Here is a 25,298-nt window from a genome sequence, read left to right on the forward strand (position 1 = left end):
TCGCGCGGAGGTTCACGCCGGCCGCTCCAGCGTGCGGTAACCGATCGCCTCGGCCAGGTGGGGCGTGGCGATCGACTCGGCTGCGTCGAGGTCCGCGATCGTCCGGGCCATCCGCAGGATGCGCTGCATCGAGCGGGCTGAGAGCCGCATGGCGTCCACCGCACGCTCCAGTAGACGCTGGTCGGCGCCGTCCAGCTGGCAGTGCCGGTCCGTCTCTGCCTGCCCAAGCCGGGCGTTGAGCTGGCCGCAGCGGTCCAACTGCCGTTGGCGTGCGGCGGCCACGCGTACCTGCACGACGGAGGAGGACTCGCCGCGCCCGGCGTGCGGCCGCAATTCGGCCGGAGGCAGTCGCGGCACCGCGACGTGCAGGTCTATCCGGTCCATCAGCGGTCCCGAGATCCGCGCCCGGTACCGGCGCACGGCGTCGCCGCCGCAACTGCATCGCCCGTCCGGGTCTCCGGCCCATCCGCAGGGGCACGGATTCATGGCGGCCACGAGCTGGAAGCGCGCCGGAAATTCCGCGCTGTGCGCCGCGCGCGACACCGTGACCGTGCCGGATTCCAGCGGTTCGCGGAGCGTCTCAAGCGCATGCCGGCTCCATTCCGGCAGTTCGTCCATGAACAGCACGCCGTGGTGGGCCAGGGAGACCTCCCCGGGACGTGGCCGGCTGCCTCCGCCGATCAGCGCCACCGCGCTTGCGGAATGATGCGGTGCCCGGAAGGGACGCTGCCGCCAGCAGGCGGGATCGAAACCACGGGAGCCGATCGAGGCGATCGATGCCGACTCCAGCGCCTCGGCCTCGCTGGCGGGCGGCAGCAGCCCCGCCAGGCGGGAGGCGAGCAGGGTCTTCCCGCACCCGGGCGGACCGACCAGCAGCAGGTGGTGCGCGCCCGCGGCTGCCACTTCCAGGGCGCGCCGGGCCTGCGCCTGGCCGCGCACGTCGGCGAGGTCCGGCAAGGCGGCGGGCTGTCGGAGGGGAGGCGTGGCCCGGGCGAGCGGCTTGCCCTGTTGGAGGTAGGCGCAGACCTCCAGCAGCGTATGTGCGGTCAGGACCTCCGTGCCGGCACTCAGGGCCGCCTCCGCGCCGTTGTCGGCGGGCACCACCAGACGCCGTCCGGCCTCCGCTGCCGCAAGGGCCGCCGGCAGTACGCCGTCCACCGGGCGCAGCATGCCCGTCAGGCCCAGTTCGCCGATGAACTCCAGGCCGTCCAGTGCATCCAGCGGCAGTTGTCCGCTGGCCGCCAGCAGCCCCACCGCGATGGGCAGGTCGAAACGCCCCCCGTCCTTGGGCAGGTCGGCGGGGGCCAGGTTGACGGTGATGCGGCGCGCCGGGAACTCGAACTGTGCGCACTGCAGGGCCGCACGCACCCGGTCCTTGGATTCACGGACCGCGGCCTCGGGCAGGCCGACGATCGACATGGAGGGCAGGCCGCCGGCCAGGTGCACTTCCACCCGCACCGCGGGCGCACGCACCCCCGACCGCGCACGTCCGTGCACGAGGGCGAGGTTCATGCGGGGTGGCCTCAGTGGTGCGGGGGGTGAGCCCGCTGGGATTCCAGCTCGTCGACCGTCCGCTGCAGCGCTTCGAGTTTCTCGCGGGTCCGCTGCAGTACCGCCCGCTGGACCTCGAACTCCTCACGCGTGACCAGGTCGAGCTTCTGGAGTCCGCCCTGCAGCACGCTGCGGAAGTTCTCCTGCAGCTCCTCCCGGCCTTCCCGCATGCCGGGCGGCACCAGGTTGCTCAGGCGGCGTGCGAGTTCGTCGATGTGGCTCAGGTCGATCATGGGCATCCTCCGGCGATGCATCCAGCTTGGCCCGTCGCGCGTGACGGCGCAGTCGGCGGATGCCGCGCCGCGATGTCAGGAAAATCCTACGGCAGGCCGCGGGCCGGCACTGTAGCCGATCCCGGCGCTGCCGGCATGCGGGTATCCTGCCGGGGCCGGTCCCATGCCGGCCGGGACACACGAGGAAAGCGATGAAAATGGTCATGGCGGTGGTGAAGCCGTTCAAGCTCGACGACGTACGCGAAGCGCTGGCCGAGGTCGGCGTGGCAGGGATCACGGCCACCGAGGTCAAGGGGTTCGGCCGCCAGAAGGGCCACACCGAGCTCTACCGCGGCGCCGAGTACGTGGTGGACTTCCTTCCGAAGATCAAGCTCGAGGTGGCGGTGGTCGACGACCAGGTGGACGCCGTGGTCGAGGCCATCATGAAGGCAGCCGGGACCGGCAAGGTCGGGGACGGCAAGATCTTCGTTTCCAGCCTGGAGCGTGTCGTGCGGATCCGCACCGGAGAACTGGACGGCGACGCCCTCTGAGGCCTCCGGTGGCCGGTTGTTGTCCCCTTGACCGTTGACCGGAGTGCCCCGGATGCCGGGGGACCGGAGCGGAGGGGGACGTGAGGGCACTGAGCGGGATCGATGAAACCCAGGCGCGGACCTGCCTGGATCGCAAGGCATTCCTGTTCGGGCATACGCTGGAAGCGCACCCCGCGATGTCCCTGGCGAACCTGGCCGAGGTCATCCCGGCCCTGCCGGCGAACCAGGTGTTCCACTCCAATGGTCGCCTGCAGAACGGCGACGATTTCGACAATGCGCACAACCTGCACAGACCGGAAGAAAGCCTGGCGCAGGCGCTGGAGCAGCTGCGTACCACCGACGCCTACATCATGGTCCGCCAGCCCGAGGTGCACGCGTCCTTCAAGCCGCTGTACGACGCCCTGTGCGCGGATGTCGCCCGGATGGCAACGGCGGCGGGGCTGCCGCCCGTGGTCGACGATGCCATGCTGTACCTGTTCCTCGCTTCGCCCGGCAGTGTCACGCCCTTCCATATCGATCGCTACTCGACCTGCCTGATGCAGGTGCGTGGCCACAAGGAAGTGGTGGTCTATCCGCCGTGGGACCCGCGGGTGGTGGCCGATCGGGACACCGAACAGTTCTTCGCCCGCACCGGTGACCGTCCGCCGTGGCGGCCGGAAGCGGAGCCGCTCGGCGAGCGCTTCGCGTTCAGCCCCGGCCAGGCGCTGCACATCCCCTTTGCCGCCGGGCACCATGTGCGCAACGGCGACGATGACGTGTCGATCTCCGTGTCGATCATCTTCAAGACGGCCGAGAGCCGGCGCCTGATGCGCGCGCTGCTGTTCAACCAGCGCGCGCGCCGCTGGCTGTCGCGCGTCGGCATGGAACCCCGTCGCGTGGCGATGGGCGCGCCCGGCGTGGCTACCAAGGCGGGCCTGTGGAACGCGGCGCGGGGCATTGCTTCGGTGCTGGGGGCGCGCGGCGTGGCATGAGGGGTGCATGGCTCCTGCTCTTCACCGGGGTCCTGCTTCTGGTGGGGTGCCGGGCCGACGTCGCATCGCCGGGACCGGACGGTCGCTGGGCGCTGGCGGTGGTGGGGGACTCCGACAGCCACGGTTACCAGGACAGCGTGCATTTCCCGCCCTCCGGCGGACTGCGCGGCGGCGCCTACCATGCCGTCAGCTTCAACTGGCATGAGCTGGTCGGACGGCTGCGCGGCGAAGAGGTCGATACGGGCGTCCGGGGCATCCGGGGCACCCGGGGCCGCATCGCACGCGTGCTCAATGCGGTGGGGATTCCCTCACGCTCTCCCCGCAAGGACGACCGTGCCTACAACTTCGCCGTGACGGGCGCGGGTTGCGGCGACCTGCTGGAGGGTCACCGCGAAGTGCGAAGCCTGGTGGCGATGATGGATGCCGATCCGGCGCGCTGGCGGCGCGGCGTGGTGGTGTTCCGGATCGGAGTGAAGGATTTCGGCATGGGCAGCGAGTTGCGTGCGCTCGCACGGGATCCGCGGGATCCGACGTTGGTTCCCGTCATCGATGCCTGCATCGAGGCGATTGCGCGATCGGTGGCGTTGATCCATGAGACGCATCCCGACACGCGGATCGTGCTCGTCGGGATCTTCGACAACACCCACTGGGCGCGCTACTTCGATGAAGGCTGGACCGGGGCCGAGCATGCCCGCGTCGCGACCGCGCTCGACCGCTTCGATTCGGGCCTGGACAGGATGGCTGCCGCCGATCCGCGAATCGCCTTCTTCGACGACCGTGCCTGGTTCCACGCGCAGTTCGGTGGGGAGATCGTCGACGGACAGGCCGTCTACCACGATGTCTCGCTGCCCGGTGGGGTCAGGGTCGACAACAGCATCGGCAACGCACCCACGCATGCGACGCTCGCGGACGGTCATGCCGGGACCGTGTGGAACGCCCGTTGGGCCAATGCCCTGCTGGGGCTGGTGCGCGATACCTGGCACCTGCCCTCGACACCCATCACGGACGACGAGATCGGTGACCTGGTCGCATCGTCCCGGCATTGACGCCCTGCGCCGCTCCCAAGGCCCCAAGGCTCCAGAGCGCGCAGCCCCCCCAAAGCGCGCAGGCCCCGCCGGAGCGGGCCCCGCACTCCGCAGATGCGGACGGCGTTACTCGCCGAGCGCCGCGGCCACGAACGGCGGCGTCGACAACGCACCGGCGTGGATGTCCGCGGTGTAATACAGCGTCGGGAAGGCCTTGGCGCGCGCGTCGGCGGTGCGGAAGTCGAAACCTCCGCCCTTGCGCGCCAGGGTGCAGCTCCACCAGCCAGTCGGGTAGCACGGCTGCGGGAACGGCAGGGTCTTGAAGGTGGTGAACCCGGCCTTGCCCATCTCGCCGCGCATCTCCTTGATCAGGTCGAGCAGCATCAGCGGCGACTCGGACTGCTGGACGAGGATGCCGTCGTCCTTGAGCGCCTTGAAGCAGCTCTCGTAGAAGGCCTTGTTGAACAGGCCTTCGGCCGGACCGACCGGGTCGGTCGAGTCGACGATCACGATGTCGACGCTGTCGGCGGGGCAGTTCGCCATGTAGGCCACGCCGTCATCGAACAGCAGCTCGGCGCGCGGATCGCCGTTCGACTCGCACAGCTCCGGGAACCACTTCTCGGCCATGCGCGTGACCTGCTCGTCGATGTCGCACTGGGTCGCGCTCTCGACGCCCGGGTGGCGGAGCACTTCGCGCAGGGTGCCGCAGTCGCCACCGCCGATGATGACGACCCGCTTCGGGGCCGCGTGGGTGAACAGCGCCGGGTGGGACATCATCTCGTGGTAGAGGAAGTTGTCCTTCGTGGTCAGCATCATCGCGCCGTCGATGAGCATCAGGTTGCCCCAGTCGGTGCTCTCGAAGATCTCGATCTTCTGGAACGGCGATTGCACCTCGTCCAGCTTGCGGGTGATGCGGTAGCCGATCGACGAACCGGTCGGTTCGAAGTTCTCGTGGTGCCACGTCGTCTGGGTGTTCATTCCACTCGTCCTGCGATGCCGCCACGTCGTTCCGAACGGATCCCGGCGTCCGGCGTGGCATCCGGGAAGCAGGGTGTCCGGCGGGCGGCGATGCGAGCCAGTCCGGCGGACCTTCAAGGCCGCGAATTGTAGCGAACCCCTGCGAACATGCCGTGACCGCGCGCTGACCGCGGCCGGACCCCACACGCCGGCATCGCCCGCCGGGCGGTAGAATGCGCGTCCCCTTGGTTCCGCCGACAGGTGCTCCGCCGATGACCGCATGGTCCCCCGATCAGGCCCGCAAGACCTACTCGATCCCCCACTGGTCCGAGGGGTATTTCGACGTCGACGGGTCTGGCCGCGTCACCGTGCAGCCGCGGGGCGGGGAAGGGCCGGCGGTCCCGCTGTCGACCCTGGTCGACGAAGCGCGCGGGAACGGTGCCAAGCTGCCGCTGCTGCTGCGCTTTCCCGACATCCTCGGCGACCGCCTCGGCCGCCTGCAGGGCGCCTTCGCCCAGGCGATGGCCGACTGGAACTACGCCGGCGGCTACACCGCCGTCTATCCGATCAAGGTCAACCAGCACCAGGGCGTGGCCGGCACGCTCGCCTCGCACCGCGGCGAGGGCTTCGGCCTGGAGGCCGGCAGCAAGCCCGAACTGATGGCGGTGATGGCGCTGTCGCGCCCGGGTGGGCTCATCGTCTGCAATGGCTACAAGGATCGCGAGTACATCCGCCTGGCACTGATCGGCCGCAAGATCGGGCTCGACACCTGGATCGTGATCGAGAAGCCCTCCGAGCTGCCGCTGGTGATGGCCGAAGCGGAGGCATTGGGCGTCAGGCCGGGCATCGGCGTGCGCATGCGCCTGGCCAGCCTCGGCGCCGGCAAGTGGCAGAACAGCGGTGGCGACAAGGCCAAGTTCGGGCTGTCGCCGCGGCAGGTGCTCGACCTGTGGAAGCAACTGCGCGACACCGGCATGACCGACTGCCTCGGCCTGCTGCACTTCCACATGGGCTCGCAGATCTCCAACGTCCGCGACATCGCCAGCGGCATGCGCGAGGCGGTGCGCTACTTCGTCGAACTCTCCGCGCTGGGTGCGAAGGTGCGCTACATGGACGTTGGCGGCGGCCTTGGGGTGGATTACGAGGGCACGCGCTCGCGCAGCTACTGCTCGATCAACTACGGTGCCAGCCAGTACGCCAACACCATCGTGCAGCCGCTGGCCGAGGCCTGCGAGGCGCATGGCCTGCCGCAGCCGCGCATCGTCACCGAATGCGGGCGCGCGATGACCGCGCACCACGCGGTATTGGTCGCCAATGTATCCGAGGTCGAGCAGGCGCCGGAAGGCCGCGTGCCCGACGTGCACGACGACGAGCCGGCGGTGATCCGCCACCTGCGCGAGGTGCACGCCGAGCTGGGCGAGCGCCCGGCGGTGGAGCTGTTCCACGAGGCGCAGCACCACCACAGCGAGGGCCTGAGCCTGTATGCGCTGGGCCAGATCGACCTGGTCCACCGCGCGCGCATCGACGACCTGTTCTACGCGATCGCGCATGGCGTGCGTGCGCGGCTCAATCCGGGCGAGAAGAGCCACCAGGCCGTGCTTGACGAACTCGACCAGCGCCTCGTCGACAAGTACTTCGTCAACTTCAGCGTGTTCGAGTCGATGCCGGACATCTGGGCGATCCAGCAGGTGTTCCCGATCGTGCCGATCGAGCGCCTCGACGAGGAACCGGCGCGCCGGGGCGTGATCGCCGACCTGACCTGCGACTCGGACGGCCGGATCGACACCTATGTCGGCAACGAGACGCTGGACACCTCGATGCCGCTGCATGCACTCAATCACGGGCAAAGCTACCGGCTGGGCTTCTTCATGGTCGGCGCCTACCAGGAGATCCTCGGCGACATCCACAACCTGTTCGGCGACACCGATGCGGTCGAGGTGCGGGTGGATGCGGGCGATGCCCGCGGCTACCGGATCAGCCAGCAGCGCCGCGGCGACACCACCGATGTGATGCTGGATTACGTGGGCTACCGGCTCGACGACCTGCGCGCCGCCTACCGCGAGCGCGTGGCCGAAGCCGACCTGCCCGCAGGCGAGGCCGCGCACATGCTCGACGCGCTGGAAGCGGGCCTGACCGGCTACACCTACCTCGACGACGGTGGCGCGGCCGTCGGTCGCGCGATCTGAGACGACGATGCTCAAGCATTACCTCGTGCTGGCGATGCGTGGACCGGACTTCGATCCGGCCGTGGTCACGCCCCACCGCGATTACCTGGCCCGGTTGCGCGAGCAGGGGCGCCTGCAGTTGTCCGGCGGCTTCGCCGACGGCAGCGGGGGTGCCTATGTGCTGCGCGCTGAAGACCTGGCCACCGCGCAGGCGCTGGTCGAGGCCGATCCGCTGTACCAGACCGGCGCGTCGCGCCTGACCCTGCATGAATGGAGTGTGTGAGACATGGGTGTTGAAGTTCCGCCGCCGGCGCTGAAAGCCGGTTTCATCGGACTGGGCGCGATGGGCGCACCGATGGCACGGCACGTCCACGCCGCTGGCTTGCTGTGCGCGGTGGGCAATCGCACCCAGTCCCGCGCCGATGCCCTCGCCGGTGAACTCGGGGTGCGCGCTGCGCGTTCGGCGGACAATTTCGCCGACTGCGACGTGGTGGCCCTGTGCGTCTCGCTGGACGCCGACGTGCTCGAGAACGTGGCTGCCCTGGCGAAGGTGCTGAAGTCCGGTGCGATCGTCGTGGACCATTCGACGGTATCGGTGCAGACGGCACGCAAGGTCGCTTCGCTGCTGGCGGCGGAGGGCATCGGTTTCCTCGATGCGCCGGTGTCGGGCGGTGTCGAGGGCGCGCGCAACGGCGCGCTGTCAGTGATGGTGGGCGGCGACGCCGACGTGCTCGAGAAGGCGCGTCCGGTGCTCGATGCCTATGCGGCCCGCATCACCCACATGGGCGAAACCGGCGCCGGCCAGGCGACCAAGGCGGTCAACCAGGTGCTGGTGGCCGGCATCAACGAAGCGGTCTGCGAAGGCCTGGCACTGGCCGAGAAGCTCGGCCTCGACCCGGAGCGTTTGCTGCCCACGCTGGGCGCGGGCGCGGCGGGCAACTGGTTCCTCGACAAGCGTGGCGCCACGATGCTGCGCAATGCGTTCGCGCCGGGCTTCAAGTCGGCGCACATGCTGAAGGACCTGCGCATCGTGCAGGGCATCGCCCGCGACACCGGCATCCGCACCGCGACCCTCGACCAGGCCGTCGCCGATTACGCCGAACTGGTCGAGCGTGGCCACGGCGAGGCCGACACCTCGGTATTGATCACCCTGAAGCGCGGCGGTTGACGCCCGCGCCAGGACAGGTGTTTACCGGGCCTCCAGAGGTCCCGTCCGGCGGGTGGCGAGGCGTTCACCGAGGACCGCGCCAAGCCACGCCATGAGAACCTGGGCCAGCATGGCCAGGCCGCCATAGCGCAGGATGTCGCCCAGCGCGAACGGTGGCCCGTCCGGGCTCAGGGCGCCGCTCAGCTGCAGGCTGGCCGTCGTTGCCACGGCGATCACCACGGCCAGTACGATGGCCGGCACTCGAAAACCCTCCCGCGCGATCCAGCCACCGAGCGCCATCGCCGCGCAGGTGATGAAGAGGCCTGCCACGGGAAGTTCCCCCAGTGGCGTCCGCAATGGCAGGTCGAGCGCGTGTCCGCTCAGGCGGACCATCAGTTCGAATGCAAGCAGCAGGGCCAGCGCGGCAATGCAGCCCAGCAGGGTGCGTTTGTCCATGGAAGCGGGGTACGGGGGCGAAGACGCGAGTCTAGGCGGCCCGGCCCGCGGTGGGGGCGGCGTCCGGATGGTCGGGCCGATGGGGTGCGTGTCCGGTCGTGATTCCCCGGGATGTCGCTACTGGACCTTGATGGCCAGCGGCTTGATGCCGCCGTTCTCCAGTTTCTGCTTGGCATCGGCCAGATCCCCGGCCGTGCCGTAGGGCCCCATCCGCACCCGGTAGACGGTCTGCCCACGGCTTTCGGCCGCTTCCACGCGAGCGCCGAGCCCCAGCATGGCGATCTTCGCCTTCAACTCTTCCGCCTGGCCCGATGCCTGGAAGGCGCCGGCCTGCAACAGATAGCGGCTGCCGTCGCCGATACCGGCAGCGGTACGGGGATTCTCATCCGCGGCCACGGTGGGAGCAGGCTCGGGCCGCGCCGGCGCCGCGGCATCCGGATCCAGGGGCTGGGGCAGCGCCGTCGGGGTTTCCTGGCCGCTCGCGTCCTGCTGCGCGCGTGCGAGGGCGGCTTCCCGCTCGCTTTCCGCGCGCTGGGTCGCCGCGAGCTCGGCGTCGGTCATCGGTACTTCCTTGCCCGACAGGACCTCATAGAACGTGTAGCCCTCATCCGCCTGCTCCGGGGCCGCGGGCTGCACCGTACCGGTCGGAGCGGGTGCGGGCAGTTCGTCGTCGGCGCTCGCGCTCGGTGCGGGCCGGGCATCCGGGTTGGGCTGGGGGCGGAAGAAACCGTCGCCGTCGCCCGTCTTCATGTACTTCGGCGCCACCAGCACCACGAGCACGGTCAGCACGATGCCCAGCACCATCCAGGCCCAACCGGGCATGCCGGAGCTGTCGTTGCGACGGGCCTGGGATTTGTTGCGTCGTGCTGCCACCGTGGGACTACCTCTGTCGGGATCGGGCCGCGCGGCCGCGCGGCGTGGGTTCGGGCCAGTGTATGCGAAGCCGGCGACCGGCTTGCATGGCCGCGTTTACATCACTTCGGGTGCGTCGATGCCGAGCAGGCCGAGGCCATTGGCGAGGACCTGGCGGGTGGCCAGCGCCAGCGCCAGGCGCCCATTGCGGGTGGCTGCGTCATCGACCAGCACCTGGTGGTCGTTGTAGTAGCTCTGGAAGCTCTGCGCGAGCTCCAGCAGGTAGCTGGCGACCTGGTGGGGTTCGAGATCGCGCCCGGCCGCCTCGACCACGTCGGGGTAGCGCAGCACGTCCGCGACCAGGGCGAGGGTGGTCGCATCGTCCAGGTCCAGCGGCTGGGCCAGTCCGTCCTCGCGGTCGAAGGACAGGCCACGCTCCTCCAGCTGGCGCACCAGTCCGCACATGCGCGCATGGCTGACCTGCACGTAGTACACCGGGTTGTCGAGCGACTGGCTGCGCGCAAGGTCGATGTCGAAGGTCAGTTGCGAGTCGGGCTTGCGCGCGACGAGGAACCAGCGCGTCGCGTCGCGCCCGGCTTCGTCGACCAGGTCGCGCAGCGTCACGTAGCTGCCGGCGCGCTTGGAGAGTTTCACCTCCTCGCCACCCCGCATCACGGTGACCATCTGGTGCAGCACGTACTCCGGCCAGCCCTGCGGAATACCCTGGTCAAGCGCCTGCAGGCCGGCGCGCACGCGTGCCAGCGAACCGTGGTGGTCGGCGCCGAGCTCGGTGATCGCACGCACGTAGCCGCGCTGCCACTTGCTCATGTGATAGGCGACGTCGGGCACGAAGTAGGTGTAGCTGCCGTCGGACTTCCGCATCACGCGGTCCTTGTCGTCACCGAAGTCCGTGCTGCGCAGCCACAGCGCGCCGCCGTCCTCGTAGGTGTGGCCGTGGGCCACCAGTTCGCGCACGGTCTCCTCCACCTTGCCGTCGGTGTACAGCGAGGACTCGAGGAAGTAGACGTCGAACCCGACGCCATAGGCTTCGAGGTCGAGGTTCTGCTCGCGGCGCAGGTAGGCGACGGCGAACTGGCGGATCGCGTCCAGGTCGTCAGCGTCCTTCTTGCCCGTGACCACGTGCCCGTCGACCTCGACGCTGTCGCCGCGCAGGTACGCGGCGGCGACGTCCTGGATGTAGGCGCCGCGGTAGCCGTCCTCGGGCCAGCCGGCGTCGTCGGGACCACGGCCCTGCGCACGCGCCTGCACCGAGATCGCCAGGTTGTCGATCTGCGCCCCGGCGTCGTTGTAGTAATACTCCCGCGTCACGTCCCAGCCATTGGCGGCAAGCACGCGGCCGATGCAGTCGCCGATCACCGCGGCGCGGCCATGGCCGACGTGCAGCGGTCCGGTCGGGTTCGCCGAGACATACTCGACGCCCGCCATGCGGCCTTCGCCGCCCGCGTTGCGACCGTATGCGTCGCCCTGGGTGAAGACCTCGGCGATCGCGCCGCGCCATGCGCCGTCGGCAATGCGGAAGTTGATGAAGCCGGGTCCGGCGATTTCGACCGAGGCGAGTGCATCGCTGGCGGGCAGCGCAGCGACCAGCGCCTCGGCGATCGCCCGTGGATTGGACCTGGCCGGCTTGGACAGCAGCATCGCGACATTGGTCGAGAAGTCGCCCTGCGCGCGGTTCTTCGGCCGCTCGATCACGAAATCGGGCGTGGCGAGGTCGGCCGGCAGGGTGCCGGCGGCACGCAGGGCGTCCAAGGCCTGCATGACGAGGGCGCGGAGGGCGGTTTTCACGGGCGTTTCCGGGTCGTGGTGCGAACCGTCCATTGTACGCGAGCCCATCCCCCTGGGACGGGTCGAACATGAATGACCGCGCCTTCACAGCCAGCCGCGTGCCGCCAGCGAGAGAGGCGGCCCGTCGGCCACGATGAAGTGGTCGAGCAGGCGCAGGTCCACCAGGGCCAGGGCCTGCTTGAGGCGGGCCGTGACCGCGCGGTCGGCGGCGCTGGGCTCCGGGTTTCCGCTGGGGTGGTTGTGGCCGACGATCACCGCCGCTGCATTGTGGGCCAGTGCGCGGCGCACCACTTCGCGCGGGTGCACCTCGGCACTGTCGAGCGTGCCGTGGAACAGTTCCTCGAATGCCAGCGCCCGGTGCCGGGTATCGAGGAACAGCACGGCGAAGACTTCGTGGGGCCGTCCACGCAGGCGCTGGGTGAAGTAGCGTCCGGCCGCGCCGGGATCGCACAAGGTTTCGCCGCGCTCCAGTTCCGCAGACAGGTGCCGGTGGCCGAGTTCCAGTGCGGCGGCGAGTTTGCACGCGCGGGCGGGCCCCAGCCCCGGCAGGCGGGCCAGCGCTTCAGGCGGCAGGTCCAGCAGCGCGCGCAACGGGCCGTGCTGGGACAGGAGGCGCCTCGACGTGGCCACGGCATCCATGCCGCGCAGCCCCGAGCCGAGGAAGATCGCCAGCAGTTCCGCGTCCGAAAGGGCGCCCGCGCCACGGGCAAGCAGCTTCTCCCGTGGGCGTTCCGCGGCGGGCCATTCGCGTATCCGCAGGGCGGGCAGGGGGGCGGGGTTCGACATGGGGCCCTTCCTTGGGCAGGTGTCCAGTGAGCGCGACGGGTGACCGGCTGCGGAACGCGGCGGGGAAGGAGCCGCGGGGCAGTATTCCGTTGGAGCCGGCCACCCGCCGTCAGGGTCATTGAAGCGCGTCGGGGCCTCCTCCGGAACCGGACAGTCGCCCGTCATCGGGTAAGCTAGGCTCCCGTTGCGTTGTAGGATTTTTCCGACCCCATGCCCAGCGCCCGCCACCCTCTGGACGGCCAGAACGTGCTGCTCTGCGTCTGTGGCGGGATCGCGGCGTACAAGGCGGCCGACCTGGTGCGCCGTCTGCGAGGGGTGGGGGCGGAGGTCCAGGTGGCCATGACCGCGGACGCGGGTCACTTCGTCGGAGAGGCGACCTTCCAGGCCGTGTCGGGCCGCACCGTCCGTGCCTCGTTGTGGGACCCGGCCGCGGAGGCCGCCATGGGGCACATCGAACTCGCCCGCTGGGCGGATCGCGTGGTCGTGGCGCCGGCCACCGCGAACACGCTGGCGAAGATGGCGCACGGCATGGCGGACGATCTCGTCACCACGCTGTACCTGGCGACCACGGCGCCGGTCGCGGTCGCGCCCGCGATGAACCACCGCATGTGGCTGCATCCCGCCACCCGGGCGAACGTCGAGACGTTGCGGGCGCGCGGCGTGCAGGTGATCGGTCCCGAGGACGGCGCGCAGGCGTGTGGCGAGACCGGCCCCGGGCGCATGAGTGAGCCCGAAGCGATCCTCCTTGCCCTGGCCGGGGAGGGCTGAGCCATGTCCGGGGCTGCCGACCTGGCCGGGTTGCGCGTGGTGATCAGCGCCGGTCCGACCTACGAGGACATCGACCCGGTGCGTTTCATCGGGAATCGCAGCAGTGGCAAGATGGGGTTTGCGCTCGCCGCTGCCGCCGCGCGTCGCGGCGCCGACACCGTGCTGGTGGCGGGTCCGGTCTCGCTGCCGACGCCGGACGGCGTTTCACGGCACAACGTGCGTTCCGCGGCGCAGATGCACGCAGCGGTGATGGCCGCGCTGCCGGCGGATATCTATATCGGTGCCGCGGCCGTCGCCGATTTCACGCCTCGCCAGATGTCGGCGAGCAAGATCAAGAAGCGCCCCGGGAGCGACACGCTGCAGCTGGAGCTGGTGCGCACCCGCGACGTGCTGGCCGAAGTAGCGGCGCATGCGGTGCTGCGCCCGCGGCTGGTGGTGGGTTTTGCCGCGGAAACCGACAACGTGGAAGGCTATGCACGCGGCAAGCTGGTCAACAAGAAACTCGACCTGATCGCGGCCAATCGCGTGGGCGTGGCGGGCAGTGGCTTCGAGTGCGACGACAACGCGCTGGCGGTGTTCTGGGACGACGAGACGCGCGCGCTTGGCCCGGCGGCCAAGACCGAACTGGCGGGGTTGTTGCTGGACCTGGTGAAGGAACGCCTCGAGGCGCCGTCGCGTGGCGCATGAAGGCGGGGACGGTGGCCTGGACGAGGCGACGCACGGCGTCCAGGGGCGGGCGCGTGGTGCTGTGCAACCCGAGGATGCAGGAAGATCGATGCAACATACGCTTGAACTGAAGGTGCTGGATGCCCGTTTCGGCGAGGTCTGGCCCCTGCCCGCCTACGCCACGGAAGCGAGCGCGGGCCTGGACCTGCGCGCCGCCCTGGAGGCGCCGCTGTGCCTGGCGCCGGGCGATGCCGCGCTGGTGCCGTCGGGGCTCGCGATCCACATCGGCGATCCGGGCCTGTGCGCGGTGATCCTGCCGCGCTCCGGGTTGGGCCACAAGCACGGCATCGTACTGGGCAATGGCACCGGGCTGATCGATGCCGATTACCAGGGGCCGTTGATGATCAGCGTCTGGAATCGCGGCGCGGGGCCTTTTACGATCGAGCCCGGGGATCGCATCGCGCAGCTGGTCGTGTTGCCGATCGTGCGGGCGCGCCTGCAGGTGGTGGAAGAATTCGAAGCCAGCGCACGGGGTACCGGTGGTTTCGGCCATACCGGCGTGCGCTGAAGGGGAACGGACGATGGTGGACTTGAAGATGGAACGGCCGCAGCTGTCGGCTGAACACGGGCGACTGCTGAGGCGGGTGCTGGCGATCCTGTGCGTGCTGCTGGCCGCATGGTTCGCATGGAGCGGCTGGCAGCAGCACCGGGACGAAAGCCGGCGCCAGGGCATCCAGAGCGCCCGGGACGCGTCCGCCGAAGCCATTGGCGCGGCCCTGAAGGCCGAATTCACACGCATGCAGGCCCAACTGGACAAGGCCGACGTGCGGCAGGCCGTCGCGGCAGGCGACTTCGCCAACGCCGGCATCCGTCTTGCCGAGGGCTGGGACGGGGCCGATGCCGCGCGGGTGTTCGGTCCGGACCTCGACAGCGCTTACACGGTGCTGACCGCGGAGGGGGCCCAGGCCGGCGGATACGGCCGGCTGGCGGCACTGGAGGCGGCGATCGCCCAGAACGCGCCGGTGGCGTGGATCGTCGGCGATGCCGGCAAGCCGGGCGTCGAGGTCGCAGCGCCCCTGCACGCCGACGATGACCTGGTCGCCGTGGCGGCGGTGCGGATGCCGCTGACGCGCGTGACCGCCCCCATCGAGCAGGCGCCGTTGCCCGCAGGCACCTACCTCGCCCTGCGCCAGGGCTCGCACAGCGTGCTCGAGCGCGGGGATGACACCCTGAAGGGCGGCGCCGAATCGCTGGCCCGCAAGATCGCCGGCAGCGAGTGGCGGATCGCGGCGGCGGTCCCCGACGTCGCAGGCGGGCCGTTCGGGCTCGGCGCAGTGGGGTGTTGGGGCGCGGCCCTGGCCTTCCTCCTGCTTGGGGCCTTCGCCAGCGTCGCCCACAAGTTCCAGCTTCGGCGCAAGCCGGCCGAGGCCGCGGAGGAGGTGTCCGAGCAGACCCTCGCCGAATCGCTCCAGGCGGCGCCCGTCGCCGAGCCGCCGCCGGTCCCGGCAGCGGGTGTCGAACCCGCGGCGCCCGCTGCAGGCAAGGTCATGATCGACGCCGGCATCTTCCGCGCGTACGACATCCGTGGCGTCGTGGGCCAGTCGCTCGACGCGGGCATCGCCGAACTGATCGGCCATGCCGTGGGTTCGGTCATGCAGGAGCAGGGCCTGGACGACATCGTCATCGGCCGCGATGGCCGCCTGTCCGGCCCCGAGCTGACCGAGGGGCTGGTCCGGGGGCTGCGCACGGCCGGACGCAATGTCATCGACATCGGCCTCGCGCCGACGCCGCTGACGTACTTCGGTGCCTACCACCTGCGCGCAGGGTCCTGCATCTCGGTCACCGGCAGCCACAATCCTCCGGATTACAACGGCTTCAAGATCGTGGTCGGCGGGGAGACCCTCTCCGGCGACGCCATCACCGACCTCTACGCACGCATCGCCGAGGACCGCCTCCATACGTCGGACGTGCAGGGTCGGCTCGAGCAGCGCGACATCAACGACGACTACATCGAGCGGGTGTCCTCCGACGTGCAGATCGAACGGCCGCTCAAGGTGGTGGTCGATGCCGGCAACGGTGTCGCGGGCGAACTTGGCCCGCGCGTGCTGGAGGCGATCGGCGCGGAAGTCACCCCGCTGTACTGCGAAATCGACGGCACGTTCCCGAACCACCATCCGGACCCGAGCGAGCCGCACAACCTCGCCGACCTGATCCAGATGGTGGACCGTCTGGACGCCGATCTCGGCATCGCGTTCGATGGCGATGGCGACCGGCTTGGCGTGGTCACCCGTACCGGCGAGAACATCTTCCCCGACCGCCTGCTGATGCTGTTCGCCGCCGACGTGCTGGAACGGAATCCCGGTGCCGTCATCATCTTCGACGTGAAGTGCACCGGACGCCTTCCGGGCTACATCCTGCGCCATGGCGGCAGCCCGCTGATGTGGAAGACCGGGCATTCGCTGATCAAGGGCAAGATGCGCGAGACCGATGCGGAGCTGGCCGGCGAGATGAGCGGCCACTTCTTCTTCAAGGAGCGCTGGTACGGCTTCGACGACGGCATTTATGCGGCTGCGCGCCTGCTGGAAATCCTCGCCATGCACCCCGAAGGCCCGGGCGAGGCGTTGGCCGCACTCCCCGACGGCATGTCGACGCCCGAAATCAAGGTCGACGCGCCCGAGGGCAATCCGCATGCGTTCGTCGACGCATTCCGCGAGAAGGCAAGCTTCGAAGGCGCGCGGCTGTCGACGATCGACGGCCTGCGCGTGGATTGGCCGGATGGCTGGGGTCTGGTGCGTGCATCCAACACCACGCCGGTGCTGGTGCTGCGCTTCGATGCCGACAGCCAGGACGCGCTCAAGCGCATCCAGTCGGAATTCCGCACCCAGCTGCTCGCCGTTCGCCCGGACCTGAAGCTGCCGTTCTGAGGGCTGCCCGCCTACAGGGGCAAACAGCAGAAACCCCCGGTCGCCTTCGCGCCGGGGGTTTCGTTTCGTGCGGCCGTCGCGTGTGCGCCGGCGGGCCTCAACCGCGGCTGCTGTCGCCGTCGGGATTCTTCAGCTCGCGATAGCGCTCCAGGGCGGCCTGGAACTCCCCTTCGACCTCCTCCCGCTCGCGCTCCTGCTGGCCGAGCAGGTCCTGCTGGCGGAGCAATTCGAGGTGCTGGCCGCGGATGTTGTCCGCAAGCGCCTTGCCGACATTCTGCCCGCCCAGTTCACGTTCGCCGGCCTGCCGCAGCAGTTGCACCAGGCTGCGCCGCAACCCCTCGATGCCCATCTGGGAGCCCTTGAGGGTCTCGTCCAGCAGCTCGATGCGGTTCTGGTAAGCGCGCCGCAGCTCGGTCTCTGTGGTGTAGGACTCCGCCATCGCCATTTCACGGCGTACCCGGGCCGCTTCCTCTGCCTTGGCCAGCGCGTCCGCGCGGGCGGCCCGTTCAGCCTCCGCGCGCTCCTCGTTGCTGAGCGCGCGTCCCACCCGCGCAGTGGTCATGCCACTGTTGACGCTGATCTCGGTGCGGGCGCTGTCCACCGCGGCGGCGGGCAGCGCATCGCCACAGACCTTGCGTCCGCCCTCTTCCCAGCAGTACAGCTTCTTGCTCGCGTTCTGCGCCGACGCGATGGCGGGCCCGAGGGCGACCAGCATCCCGACGGCGAGCAGCGTGCGGCTCATGTGCATGACGTTCTCCCCAACTTCATCCGTGGCGCATTCCCCTGACAATGGGAACGCAAGAGTCGGGCCAATCCCGTCATGACGCTGCAACAGCGCGGATTATCCGGGCGTGACGCTTCCGTAAGCATCACGGTAGGCCAGCAGGCGCGGCCGTTCGGCGTCCAGCGCCGGGTCCGTCGCGGTGAGGGCCAGCAGGTCGTCCAGCGTCGCCACCCGGACCACCGGCAGCGAGTGCTCTTCTGCGACAGTTTCTGACGCTGAGCGTCGGGAGGTCGCCGGGTCCACGGCCTCCTGTCGGTCCAGGGCGATGACGATGCCGGCCGGGATGCCGCCGGCGTCGCGGATGAGGCCCAGTGCCTCGCGGATCGCCGTTCCCGCGGTGATCACGTCGTCGACGATCAGCACTTTCCGGCCCTGCAGCGGCGCACCGATGAGCGTGCCGCCCTCGCCGTGGGACTTCGCCTCCTTGCGGTTGAAGGCCACGGGAAGGTCGCGGCCACGGCGGGCGAACTCGCAGCCCAGGGCGGTGGCCAGCGGGATGCCCTTGTAGGCCGGTCCGAACAGCAGGTCGAACCCGATCCCGGCCGCCTCGACCGCATCGGCATAGCAGCCCGCGAGCTCGGCGATCGACGCACCCGTGTTGAACAGGCCCGCATTGAAGAAGTAGGGACTGGTCCGGCCGGACTTCAGGGTGAAATCGCCGAAGCGCAGCGCCTCGGCGCGCAGGGCCAGTTTCAGGAAACGGGTCTTGTGGGACACGGTCGCGCGCAACCTTGGAATCGGGGGCGCAAGGATACCGCCATCGCGCCGGTGGGGTCGGGGCCCGGGGATGAGCTAGGCTTGCCCCATCGTGTCCTTCGTCCGTGCCTGCCCGTGAAAATCATCAGCTTCAACGCCAACGGCATCCGCTCCGCCGCCAACAAGGGCTTCTTCGACTGGTTCCATGCCCAGGACGCCGACGTCCTCTGCATCCAGGAAACCAAGGCGCAGGAAGACCAGCTGACCGATCCCTGTTTTCGCCCCGAGGGCCACCACTGCTTCTATCGCGACGCCATCACGAGGAAGGGCTACAGCGGCGTGGCCATCTACGGGCGTGAAGCGCCGGACGAGGTGCGGACCTCGCTCGGTTGGGCACCCTTCGACGACGAAGGGCGCTACATCGAAGCGCGTTACGGCAACCTGAGTGTCGTGTCGTTCTACATCCCGTCCGGCTCGTCGGGAGACGTACGCCAGGGCTTCAAGTTCGAGGTCATGGACTGGCTCAAGCCGATTCTCGACGGCTGGCTGGCCAGTGGCCGTGACTATGTCCTCTGTGGCGACTGGAACATCGTCCGCAGCGCCCTCGACATCAAGAACTGGAAATCCAACCAGAAGAACTCCGGTTGCCTGCCACCCGAGCGGGCCTGGCTCAGCGCCCAGATTGGCGCGGATGGCGGCAGCGACGGCACCCCGGGCCGCGAAGGCGGCTGGGTCGACGCCTATCGCGCGCTGCGTCCCGAGGGCCAGGACTACACCTGGTGGAGCAACCGCGGCGCCGCTCGCGCCAAGGATGTCGGCTGGCGGATCGACTACCAGTTGGTGACCCCGGCGCTGGCGAAGCGGCTCGAGGCCTGTTCGATCGCACGTGAGCCGCGGTTCTCAGACCACGCGCCGTTCTCGGTCCAGTACGCGGGCGGGCTGCGCGGGTGAGCTCGCCGGTCGACGCTGCCGCCAAGCCGGCGCGCCCCGGGTGGCGCGACGTCCTCGCGCGCCTGCGCGAGCCGAAGGTACTGGTGATGCTGTTGCTCGGCTTCAGCTCCGGCATCCCGATCTACCTGGTCGGCAATACCCTGGGCTTCTGGATGCGCGAGAACGCGATCGAGCTGTCGACGATCGGCTTCCTGTCCTGGGTCGGGCTCGCGTACTCGCTGAAGTTCCTGTGGGCGCCTCTGGTCGACAAGCTCGACGCGCCGCTGCTGGGGCGTTGGCTGGGTCGCCGGCGTGGCTGGATGTTCCTGTCGCAGGTGGTGATCGCCGCGGCGCTGGTCGGCATGGCCCTGGTCGAACCGCAGGAGGGCAGGCTGCTGCTGTTCGGTGCCGAGATCGACCAGTTGCTGGTGTTCGGCGCGATGGCCCTGGTGGTCGCGTTCGCCTCGGCCACCCAGGACATCGTCATCGACGCCTGGCGCATCGAGAGCGCGGACAGCAACGAACAGCAGGGCCTGCTGACCTCGGCGTCGACGCTCGGCTACCGCGGCGCCCTGCTGGTCACCGATGCGCTGATCCTGATCCTGGCCGCGCAGGTTGGCTGGGTCATCTCGTATGAAGTCATGGCGGTGCTGATGGGCGTGGGCATCGCCGCCACCCTGTTCGCCCGCGAGCCGGCGAGCAGCGCCAGCGCCGCCGCGGTCGCGCATCCGGCGCTGTTCACGCCGCGCGGCCTGTTCGATGCACTGCTGGGTCCGTTCATCGCTTTCTTCCGCGACCATGGCAAGTGGGCCCTGCTGATGCTGCTCGCGATCAGCCTGTACCGGCTGCCCGACTTCCTGCTCGGGCCGATGGCCAACCCGTTCTATGCCGACCTGGGCATCGGCAAGGAAACGGTGGGCGCGGTGCGTGGGTCGGTGGGCCTCGTGGCGACCATCCTGGGGATCGCGGCCGCCGGGCTCAGCGCGGTGCGCTTCGGCTTCGTCCCGACCCTGATCGCCGGTGCGGTGCTGGGGCCCGGGTCCAACCTGGCGTTCTCCTACCTGGCCCTGCACGGTGCCGATGCCGGCGTGTTCACCGCGGCCATGGTCATCGACAATTTCTGCAGCGGTTACGCGGGCGTGGCGCTGATTGGCTACATGTCCAGCCTCACCAACGTGGGGTACACGGCCACTCAGTACGCGCTGTTGAGCTCGTTCTATGCACTGCCCGGCAAGGTCCTCAAGGGCCTTTCCGGCGTCGCGGTCGAACACCTCGAGGCAGGGCGCACGCTGCTTGAGGCCTATTCGCTGTTCTTTGCCGGCACCGCCCTGGTTGGCCTACCCGCGGTCCTGTTGTGCATACTACTGGCCGTCCGCAGGCCGCGGACGCCCGTGGGGGGCGGGTCGACAGCAACCGACTGACTGCCAGGCGCCGCATGCCGCCGACGACCATGAGTGAAATCATCCTCCGTGACATCGATGCCGTACTGCTGGGGCGTGTCAACCGTGTCGCCGAAGCCCACGGGTGGAGCCTGCAGGCGGCATTGCTGAACATCCTCGAGCAGGGCCTGTTCGTCTGCGAGGGCGAGTTGTCGCGGAGTTTCGACGAATCCGATTCGCGCGCGCTGCAGGACGCCATTGCAGCCATGGAGTCCGTCCCCAGCGACCAGGGCTTCGCGCGCATCGGGCGTGCCGGTGACGGCGATGCAGCGCCGGTGGCGCCCCCGGACCAGTCGATACGCCAGGACCTGTTTCCCAACACCGCACCGCTGCCCTCGAAGGACGAAGGCGACGCCTGAGCGCACGGCGCCGCTCCCTGGGGAGGAAGCCTACGCGGGGTGCACGACGCCCAGCACGCGTGGCCCGCGCGCACCGCTGACGCTCGGCAGGTTGCCTGGCAGGCCTGCCAGCGCCTGGCGCGCCAGCCACGCAAAGCCCATGGCTTCGATCAGGTCGGGATCCATCCCGTGTACGGCCGTGCTGGCGACGACCGCGCCCGGGATGCGCGCGCCCAGCCGCGCCAGCAGCAGTGGATTGCGCACGCCCCCGCCACAGGCCAGCACGCGCCGGGTGCCGGGCAGGGTCGCCATGAGGGCATCCGCCACCGTGCATGCCGTCAACTCCAGCAGGGTCGCCTGGACGTCTTCGGGGCGCTCGTTGCCGCGCAGGCGCGGTGTCAGCCAGTCCAGGTGGAACTGCTCGCGTCCGGTGCTCTTGGGCGGGGGCGCCGCGAACCAGGGTTCATCGAGCAGTCGCGCGAGCAGGTCCGGATCAACGTGTCCCGAGGCAGCGAACGCGCCCTCGGCGTCGTAGGCATGGCCGGTGTGGCGCACGCACCACGCGTCCATCAGACAGTTTGCGGGCCCGGTGTCGAAGCCGCGCACCGGCGCCTCGGCGTCGCCGGGCAGCAGGGTCAGGTTGGCGATGCCGCCCAGGTTCAGCACCGCGCGGTCCTCGTCGGCCGTGCGCAGCAGCGCCTCGTGCAGCGCGGGCAGCAGGGGCGCACCGTGCCCTCCGGCAGCCACGTCGCGACGGCGGAAGTCGGCGACCGTGGGAATGCCCGTGCGCTCCGCGATCACGTGCGCATCGCCGATCTGCCACGTGAAGGGATGGCACCCGTCCTGCAGCGCGCCTGCGGGGCGGTGCCGTACCGTCTGCCCATGCGATCCGATCGCAACGATGTCGCCCGGCGCGACCCCCGCCTCCGCCAGCAGCATGCGGGCGGCCTCGGCGAAATGTTCGCCTACCTGGACGTCCAAGGTGGCGATCTCGTCCAGGGAGCGCGCTGCCCCGCCCTGACCGAGTTCAACCAGCCGCTCCCGCAGCACGCCAGGCCAGGGCCGCGTATGCCCGGCCCTGAGCTCGCAGCCGCCATCTTCATCGAATGCCACGAGCGCCGCGTCGATGCCGTCCACACTGGTGCCGGAAATCAGGCCGATGTAGAGGCCCGGACGAGGGTTCGGCGTCGTGTCCATGCACCAGCCTGCTGGGAAAAAGGAAAGGCCCCAGAGCCTAAGCCCCGGGGCCTGTCACGGCCAGCGCCGCTGGCGCGTCAGCCCTGGGGCTCCGTCCCTGGCGCTTCCGTCGTCGCGACCCGGCGGTCCGATCCAGGGTTCGCGGCCGCGTAGTGGATCTTCTCCACCTGCTCGATGCGCGCCAGCGCCGGTGCGGCCTGTGCCTGGAACCGCGCCAGCATTTCACCCTTCAGCGGCTCCGGCGGCGGCATGGTGACCGAGAGTGGGTTGCGATGCACGCCATTGACCCGGAACTCATAGTGCAGGTGGGGCCCCGTCGACAGCCCCGACGTGCCCACATACCCGATCACCGAGCCCTGCGGCACGCGGTCGCCCGCCTTGTACTTGCCGAAGCGCGACATGTGCGCGTACAGGGTGGTGTGGCCGCGTCCGTGGTCGAGGATCACCGCGCGTCCGTACCCGCCGCGCCAGCCCGCGAAAGACACCCGGGCGTCGCCCGCGGCCATGATCGGCGTACCGGTGCGGGCCGCGTAGTCGACGCCCTTGTGCTGCCGCACGCGACCCAGGACCGGGTGGCGGCGGGCACCGAAGCCCGAAGTCAGGCGCGCATAGGGGATGGGCATGCGGATGAAGCTCTTCTTCAGCGGCCGGCCGTCGGCGGTGTAGTACTCCGCCTTGTCGTCGTGTTCGAAGCGGAAGCCGGAGTAGGTCTTGCCCCCGGTCGTGAAGGTCGCCGCGAGGATCGTCCCGCGACCGATGCGCTCACCCTCGCGCCAGGTCTCGTCCATCACCACGCTGAAGCGGTCGCCGCGCTGGATGTCCGTATTGAAGTCGATGTCGTACTGGAAGATCTGGTCCGTGAGCACCGCGATCTCGGTCGGCGACAGTCCCGCGCGGCGAGCCGCTGCATACAGGGAACTGTTGATCTCGCCGGTAGCGACCGTGGTGCGGGTCTGGGTGGGCCGCTCGATGACCGTTTCGTTGATGCGGCCTTCTTCGAAACTCAACTCCACCCGGTGCAGGTCGTCCCGGTCGAAGCGGAAGGTGCGGAGCGTGCCGCCGACCGGCAGGTCGAACGCGAGTTCCATGCCGGGCTTGAGCCGTCCGAGCGCCGTCTGCGCACTCGGCTGCTCGAGGATCTGCTGGAGCGTGGTCGCGGGAATGCCCAGGCCCTGGAACAGCTCACCCAGGGTCTGCCCCGGCTGGACGCTGACCATGTGCCAGCTGTCGCGCTGCGCCTCTTCCGGTGCACGCTTCGGCAGCGGCGGGAGCGGCAGCGCCATCGAGTGGTGCGCCGCGGCAGGCGTCGAGGCCGTCACGTCGTGGTTGAAGCCCGGCACGATCGCCGCGACCAGCAGGCCCATCGACGCGAACAGGCTGGCCGTCGCCCATTGGCGACGCGACCATCGGCCGTTGAATCCGTCGGAGAGATGTCGGGCCAGCACCGGTCGGTGCAGGGCGGCTTCGCGCAGGGCTTTGAGGCGCTCGCGCCGGCTTTGGCCGGAACCCGGTACAGTCATGAAACGTCTCCCGCACGCGGATGTGAAGAATGCGTGTCGGAGGTACCATAGTCACGCGAGCAACCCGCGTCAAACCCTTGATGCTGAATGAAATTTCCCGGCGTTCAGGGGTTAACGACTACTTAACTCCCCAACCGTGCCGGCCATCGCATTCAGGTGCGTCCGGCGTCGCAGAGAAATGCCGTGTCCATCGCAGAATCCATTGAACTGATCGGCCGTGGCGCCGACGAGATCCTCAAGCACGACGAGCTCGCAACCCGCCTGAAAGAAGGCCGTCCGCTCCGCATCAAGGCCGGATTCGATCCCACCGCGCCCGACCTCCATATCGGCCACACCGTGCTGCTGAACAAGATGCGGCAGTTCCAGGACCTCGGGCACCAGGTCGTCTTCCTGATCGGCGACTTCACCGGGATGATCGGCGACCCGACCGGCAAGAACGCCACCCGCAAGCCGCTGACGCGCGAAGACGTCCTCGCCAATGCCCAGACCTATGCCGACCAGGTGTTCAAGGTGCTGGACCGTGACCGCACCGAAGTGCGCTTCAACAGCGAATGGTTCGGCAAGATGACGGCCGCCGACATGATCCGCCTGGCGGCCCAGCACACGGTTGCGCGCATGCTCGAGCGCGACGACTTCGCCAAGCGCTATGCCGCGCAGCAGTCGATCGCGATCCACGAATTCCTGTATCCGCTGGTCCAGGGCTATGACTCGGTCGCCCTCCAGGCGGACGTCGAGCTCGGCGGCACCGACCAGAAATTCAACCTGCTGATGGGCCGCGGCCTGCAGGAGGCGCACGGGCAGAAGCCGCAGATCGTGCTCACGATGCCGCTCCTGGAAGGCCTCGACGGCGTCCAGAAGATGAGCAAGTCGCTCGGCAACTACATCGGCATCAACGAACCGGCGATCGACATCGTCACCAAGACGATGAAGATCGATGATGCGCTGATGTGGCGCTGGATCGAACTGCTCAGCTTCGAGATCGGGATCGCCGAAACGGTGCGGCTGAAGGCGGATATCGAGGCAGGCCAGCTCAATCCACGCGACCTCAAGCTGCGCTTGGCGCGGGAACTCGCCGCGCGTTTCCACGATGCCGCCGCGGCCGAGCAGGCCGTCGCAGGCTGGAATGCGGCCGTGCGTGGCCAGGGCGATACCGCCCAGCTGCCCCTCAACGACGTGTCCGTGCCGGCCGACGGGCTGCGCATCGCTGCCCTGTTGACCGCGGCGGGCCTGACGCCGAGCAATTCCGAAGCGAACCGCAAGCTCAAGGAAGGTGCGGTCCGCATCGATGGCGAGGTGATGGAGGATCCGCAGCGGCTGTTCCAGCCCGGTTTCGAGGGGGTGCTCGCCGTCGGAAAGCGCACCTTTGCGCGTGTCCGCCTCGTGCATGCCTGAACCGTTCGCGGGCGCTCGCGGAAAAGTTTCGAAACCCCCTTCCCAAACGTCTCGAAGCTGTGCAGAATGCGCGCCCCGCTGCCGGGAAGTTCGAGTTGGCGGGGCGTGTTGGAGGCGGTTTTTCGGGACGTGTTGACGGCTTGGGAAGTTGCTGTAAGATGCGCG

The 25,298-nt window shown here is 69.3% G+C and carries 23 protein-coding genes and 1 pseudogene; 13 read left to right on the top strand and 11 right to left on the bottom strand.

What is annotated here, in order from left to right:
* Nucleotides 1-12: 12 nt before the first annotated feature.
* Together H4F99_RS10250 and ubiK are read right to left on the bottom strand one after the other, a co-directional pair.
* Nucleotides 13-1,512 carry a YifB family Mg chelatase-like AAA ATPase gene (locus tag H4F99_RS10250; protein WP_182669639.1) on the bottom strand — a complete coding sequence of 500 codons (1,500 nt, stop codon included), beginning with the start codon at nt 1,510-1,512 and terminating at the stop codon, nt 13-15.
* A gap of 11 nt (nt 1,513-1,523) precedes the next feature.
* Nucleotides 1,524-1,784, bottom strand: a complete 261-nt coding sequence (ubiK, locus tag H4F99_RS10255) for a ubiquinone biosynthesis accessory factor UbiK (RefSeq protein WP_182669640.1) — start codon at nt 1,782-1,784, stop codon at nt 1,524-1,526.
* 191 nt (nt 1,785-1,975) lie between these two features.
* On the opposite strand from ubiK, the gene H4F99_RS10260 reads away from it, so the two are divergent.
* The 3 genes from H4F99_RS10260 (at nt 1,976) to H4F99_RS10270 (ending at nt 4,331) form a co-directional block, all read left to right on the top strand.
* A complete protein-coding gene (locus H4F99_RS10260) occupies nt 1,976-2,314 on the top strand; it encodes a P-II family nitrogen regulator (protein ID WP_182669641.1) in 339 nt (112 codons plus the stop codon).
* A gap of 80 nt (nt 2,315-2,394) precedes the next feature.
* Complete coding sequence (locus H4F99_RS10265) at nt 2,395-3,285, top strand: cupin-like domain-containing protein (RefSeq protein ID WP_182669642.1); 891 nt, start codon at nt 2,395-2,397, stop codon at nt 3,283-3,285.
* Nucleotides 3,282-4,331: an SGNH/GDSL hydrolase family protein gene (locus H4F99_RS10270; RefSeq protein WP_182669643.1), complete on the top strand. Its 1,050-nt coding sequence runs from the start codon at nt 3,282-3,284 to the stop codon at nt 4,329-4,331. Before H4F99_RS10265 ends, H4F99_RS10270 begins: the two co-directional genes overlap by 4 nt.
* 105 nt (nt 4,332-4,436) lie before the next feature.
* On the opposite strand, the gene speE is transcribed toward H4F99_RS10270, so the two are convergent.
* On the bottom strand, nt 4,437-5,288 hold the full coding sequence (speE, locus tag H4F99_RS10275; protein WP_182669644.1) for a polyamine aminopropyltransferase: 852 nt from the start codon (nt 5,286-5,288) through the stop codon (nt 4,437-4,439).
* 251 nt (nt 5,289-5,539) lie between these two features.
* On the opposite strand from speE, the gene speA reads away from it, so the two are divergent.
* The 3 genes from speA to H4F99_RS10290 are packed head-to-tail and all read left to right on the top strand — an operon-like array spanning nt 5,540 to nt 8,600.
* Nucleotides 5,540-7,453 (top strand): arginine decarboxylase, encoded by a 1,914-nt coding sequence (gene speA / locus H4F99_RS10280; RefSeq protein ID WP_182669645.1) that lies wholly within the window; start codon nt 5,540-5,542, stop codon nt 7,451-7,453.
* A gap of 7 nt (nt 7,454-7,460) precedes the next feature.
* Complete coding sequence (locus tag H4F99_RS10285; RefSeq protein WP_182669646.1) at nt 7,461-7,715, top strand: YciI family protein; 255 nt, start codon at nt 7,461-7,463, stop codon at nt 7,713-7,715.
* Between the two features lie 3 nt (nt 7,716-7,718).
* Nucleotides 7,719-8,600 (top strand): NAD(P)-dependent oxidoreductase, encoded by an 882-nt coding sequence (locus H4F99_RS10290; RefSeq protein WP_220481117.1) that lies wholly within the window; start codon nt 7,719-7,721, stop codon nt 8,598-8,600.
* Nucleotides 8,601-8,621: 21 nt separating this feature from the next.
* Here the strand turns inward: H4F99_RS10290 and H4F99_RS10295 are convergent, their stop codons facing one another.
* The 4 genes from H4F99_RS10295 to radC form a co-directional block, all read right to left on the bottom strand.
* A complete protein-coding gene (locus H4F99_RS10295) occupies nt 8,622-9,035 on the bottom strand; it encodes a hypothetical protein (protein WP_182669647.1) in 414 nt (137 codons plus the stop codon).
* A gap of 117 nt (nt 9,036-9,152) precedes the next feature.
* Nucleotides 9,153-9,857, bottom strand: a complete 705-nt coding sequence (locus H4F99_RS10300; protein ID WP_220481118.1) for an SPOR domain-containing protein — start codon at nt 9,855-9,857, stop codon at nt 9,153-9,155.
* 147 nt (nt 9,858-10,004) lie between these two features.
* Nucleotides 10,005-11,693: an arginine--tRNA ligase gene (gene argS, locus H4F99_RS10305; protein ID WP_182669649.1), complete on the bottom strand. Its 1,689-nt coding sequence runs from the start codon at nt 11,691-11,693 to the stop codon at nt 10,005-10,007.
* 84 nt (nt 11,694-11,777) lie between these two features.
* Nucleotides 11,778-12,452 (bottom strand): RadC family protein, encoded by a 675-nt coding sequence (gene radC, locus H4F99_RS10310; RefSeq protein WP_425488016.1) that lies wholly within the window; start codon nt 12,450-12,452, stop codon nt 11,778-11,780.
* A 237-nt stretch (nt 12,453-12,689) separates the two neighbouring features.
* On the opposite strand from radC, the pseudogene coaBC reads away from it, so the two are divergent.
* From coaBC to H4F99_RS10325, 3 genes and pseudogenes are all read left to right on the top strand, one after another.
* Nucleotides 12,690-13,934, top strand: a pseudogene (gene coaBC, locus H4F99_RS10315) (bifunctional phosphopantothenoylcysteine decarboxylase/phosphopantothenate--cysteine ligase CoaBC).
* A gap of 88 nt (nt 13,935-14,022) precedes the next feature.
* On the top strand, nt 14,023-14,481 hold the full coding sequence (gene dut, locus H4F99_RS10320; protein WP_182669651.1) for a dUTP diphosphatase: 459 nt from the start codon (nt 14,023-14,025) through the stop codon (nt 14,479-14,481).
* Nucleotides 14,482-14,494: 13 nt separating this feature from the next.
* On the top strand, nt 14,495-16,837 hold the full coding sequence (locus H4F99_RS10325) for a phosphomannomutase/phosphoglucomutase (protein ID WP_425488015.1): 2,343 nt from the start codon (nt 14,495-14,497) through the stop codon (nt 16,835-16,837).
* 97 nt (nt 16,838-16,934) lie between these two features.
* Here H4F99_RS10325 and H4F99_RS10330 read toward each other — a convergent pair whose 3' ends face one another.
* Together H4F99_RS10330 and pyrE are read right to left on the bottom strand one after the other, a co-directional pair.
* Nucleotides 16,935-17,579 (bottom strand): hypothetical protein, encoded by a 645-nt coding sequence (locus H4F99_RS10330; protein WP_182669652.1) that lies wholly within the window; start codon nt 17,577-17,579, stop codon nt 16,935-16,937.
* Between the two features lie 99 nt (nt 17,580-17,678).
* The gene (pyrE, locus tag H4F99_RS10335; RefSeq protein ID WP_182669653.1) at nt 17,679-18,338 is read right to left on the bottom strand and encodes an orotate phosphoribosyltransferase; all 660 of its coding nucleotides are present in this window, start codon (nt 18,336-18,338) and stop codon (nt 17,679-17,681) included.
* 114 nt (nt 18,339-18,452) lie between these two features.
* Between pyrE and H4F99_RS10340 the strand changes: the two genes are divergently transcribed.
* The 3 genes from H4F99_RS10340 to H4F99_RS10350 are packed head-to-tail and all read left to right on the top strand — an operon-like array spanning nt 18,453 to nt 21,045.
* Nucleotides 18,453-19,268: an exodeoxyribonuclease III gene (locus H4F99_RS10340; RefSeq protein WP_182669654.1), complete on the top strand. Its 816-nt coding sequence runs from the start codon at nt 18,453-18,455 to the stop codon at nt 19,266-19,268.
* Complete coding sequence (locus tag H4F99_RS10345; protein ID WP_343064190.1) at nt 19,265-20,668, top strand: AmpG family muropeptide MFS transporter; 1,404 nt, start codon at nt 19,265-19,267, stop codon at nt 20,666-20,668. Before H4F99_RS10340 ends, H4F99_RS10345 begins: the two co-directional genes overlap by 4 nt.
* A 29-nt stretch (nt 20,669-20,697) precedes the next feature.
* On the top strand, nt 20,698-21,045 hold the full coding sequence (locus tag H4F99_RS10350) for a hypothetical protein (protein WP_182669655.1): 348 nt from the start codon (nt 20,698-20,700) through the stop codon (nt 21,043-21,045).
* Nucleotides 21,046-21,075: 30 nt separating this feature from the next.
* Here H4F99_RS10350 and H4F99_RS10355 read toward each other — a convergent pair whose 3' ends face one another.
* Nucleotides 21,076-22,221 (bottom strand): anhydro-N-acetylmuramic acid kinase, encoded by a 1,146-nt coding sequence (locus tag H4F99_RS10355; protein ID WP_182669656.1) that lies wholly within the window; start codon nt 22,219-22,221, stop codon nt 21,076-21,078.
* A gap of 77 nt (nt 22,222-22,298) precedes the next feature.
* The gene (locus H4F99_RS10360; protein WP_182669657.1) at nt 22,299-23,741 is read right to left on the bottom strand and encodes a M23 family metallopeptidase; all 1,443 of its coding nucleotides are present in this window, start codon (nt 23,739-23,741) and stop codon (nt 22,299-22,301) included.
* Nucleotides 23,742-23,924: 183 nt separating this feature from the next.
* On the opposite strand from H4F99_RS10360, the gene tyrS reads away from it, so the two are divergent.
* Complete coding sequence (gene tyrS, locus H4F99_RS10365; protein ID WP_182669658.1) at nt 23,925-25,133, top strand: tyrosine--tRNA ligase; 1,209 nt, start codon at nt 23,925-23,927, stop codon at nt 25,131-25,133.
* Nucleotides 25,134-25,298 lie beyond the last annotated feature (165 nt).

The organism is Marilutibacter penaei (assembly GCF_014145395.1).
Taxonomy (GTDB): domain Bacteria; phylum Pseudomonadota; class Gammaproteobacteria; order Xanthomonadales; family Xanthomonadaceae; genus Marilutibacter; species Marilutibacter penaei.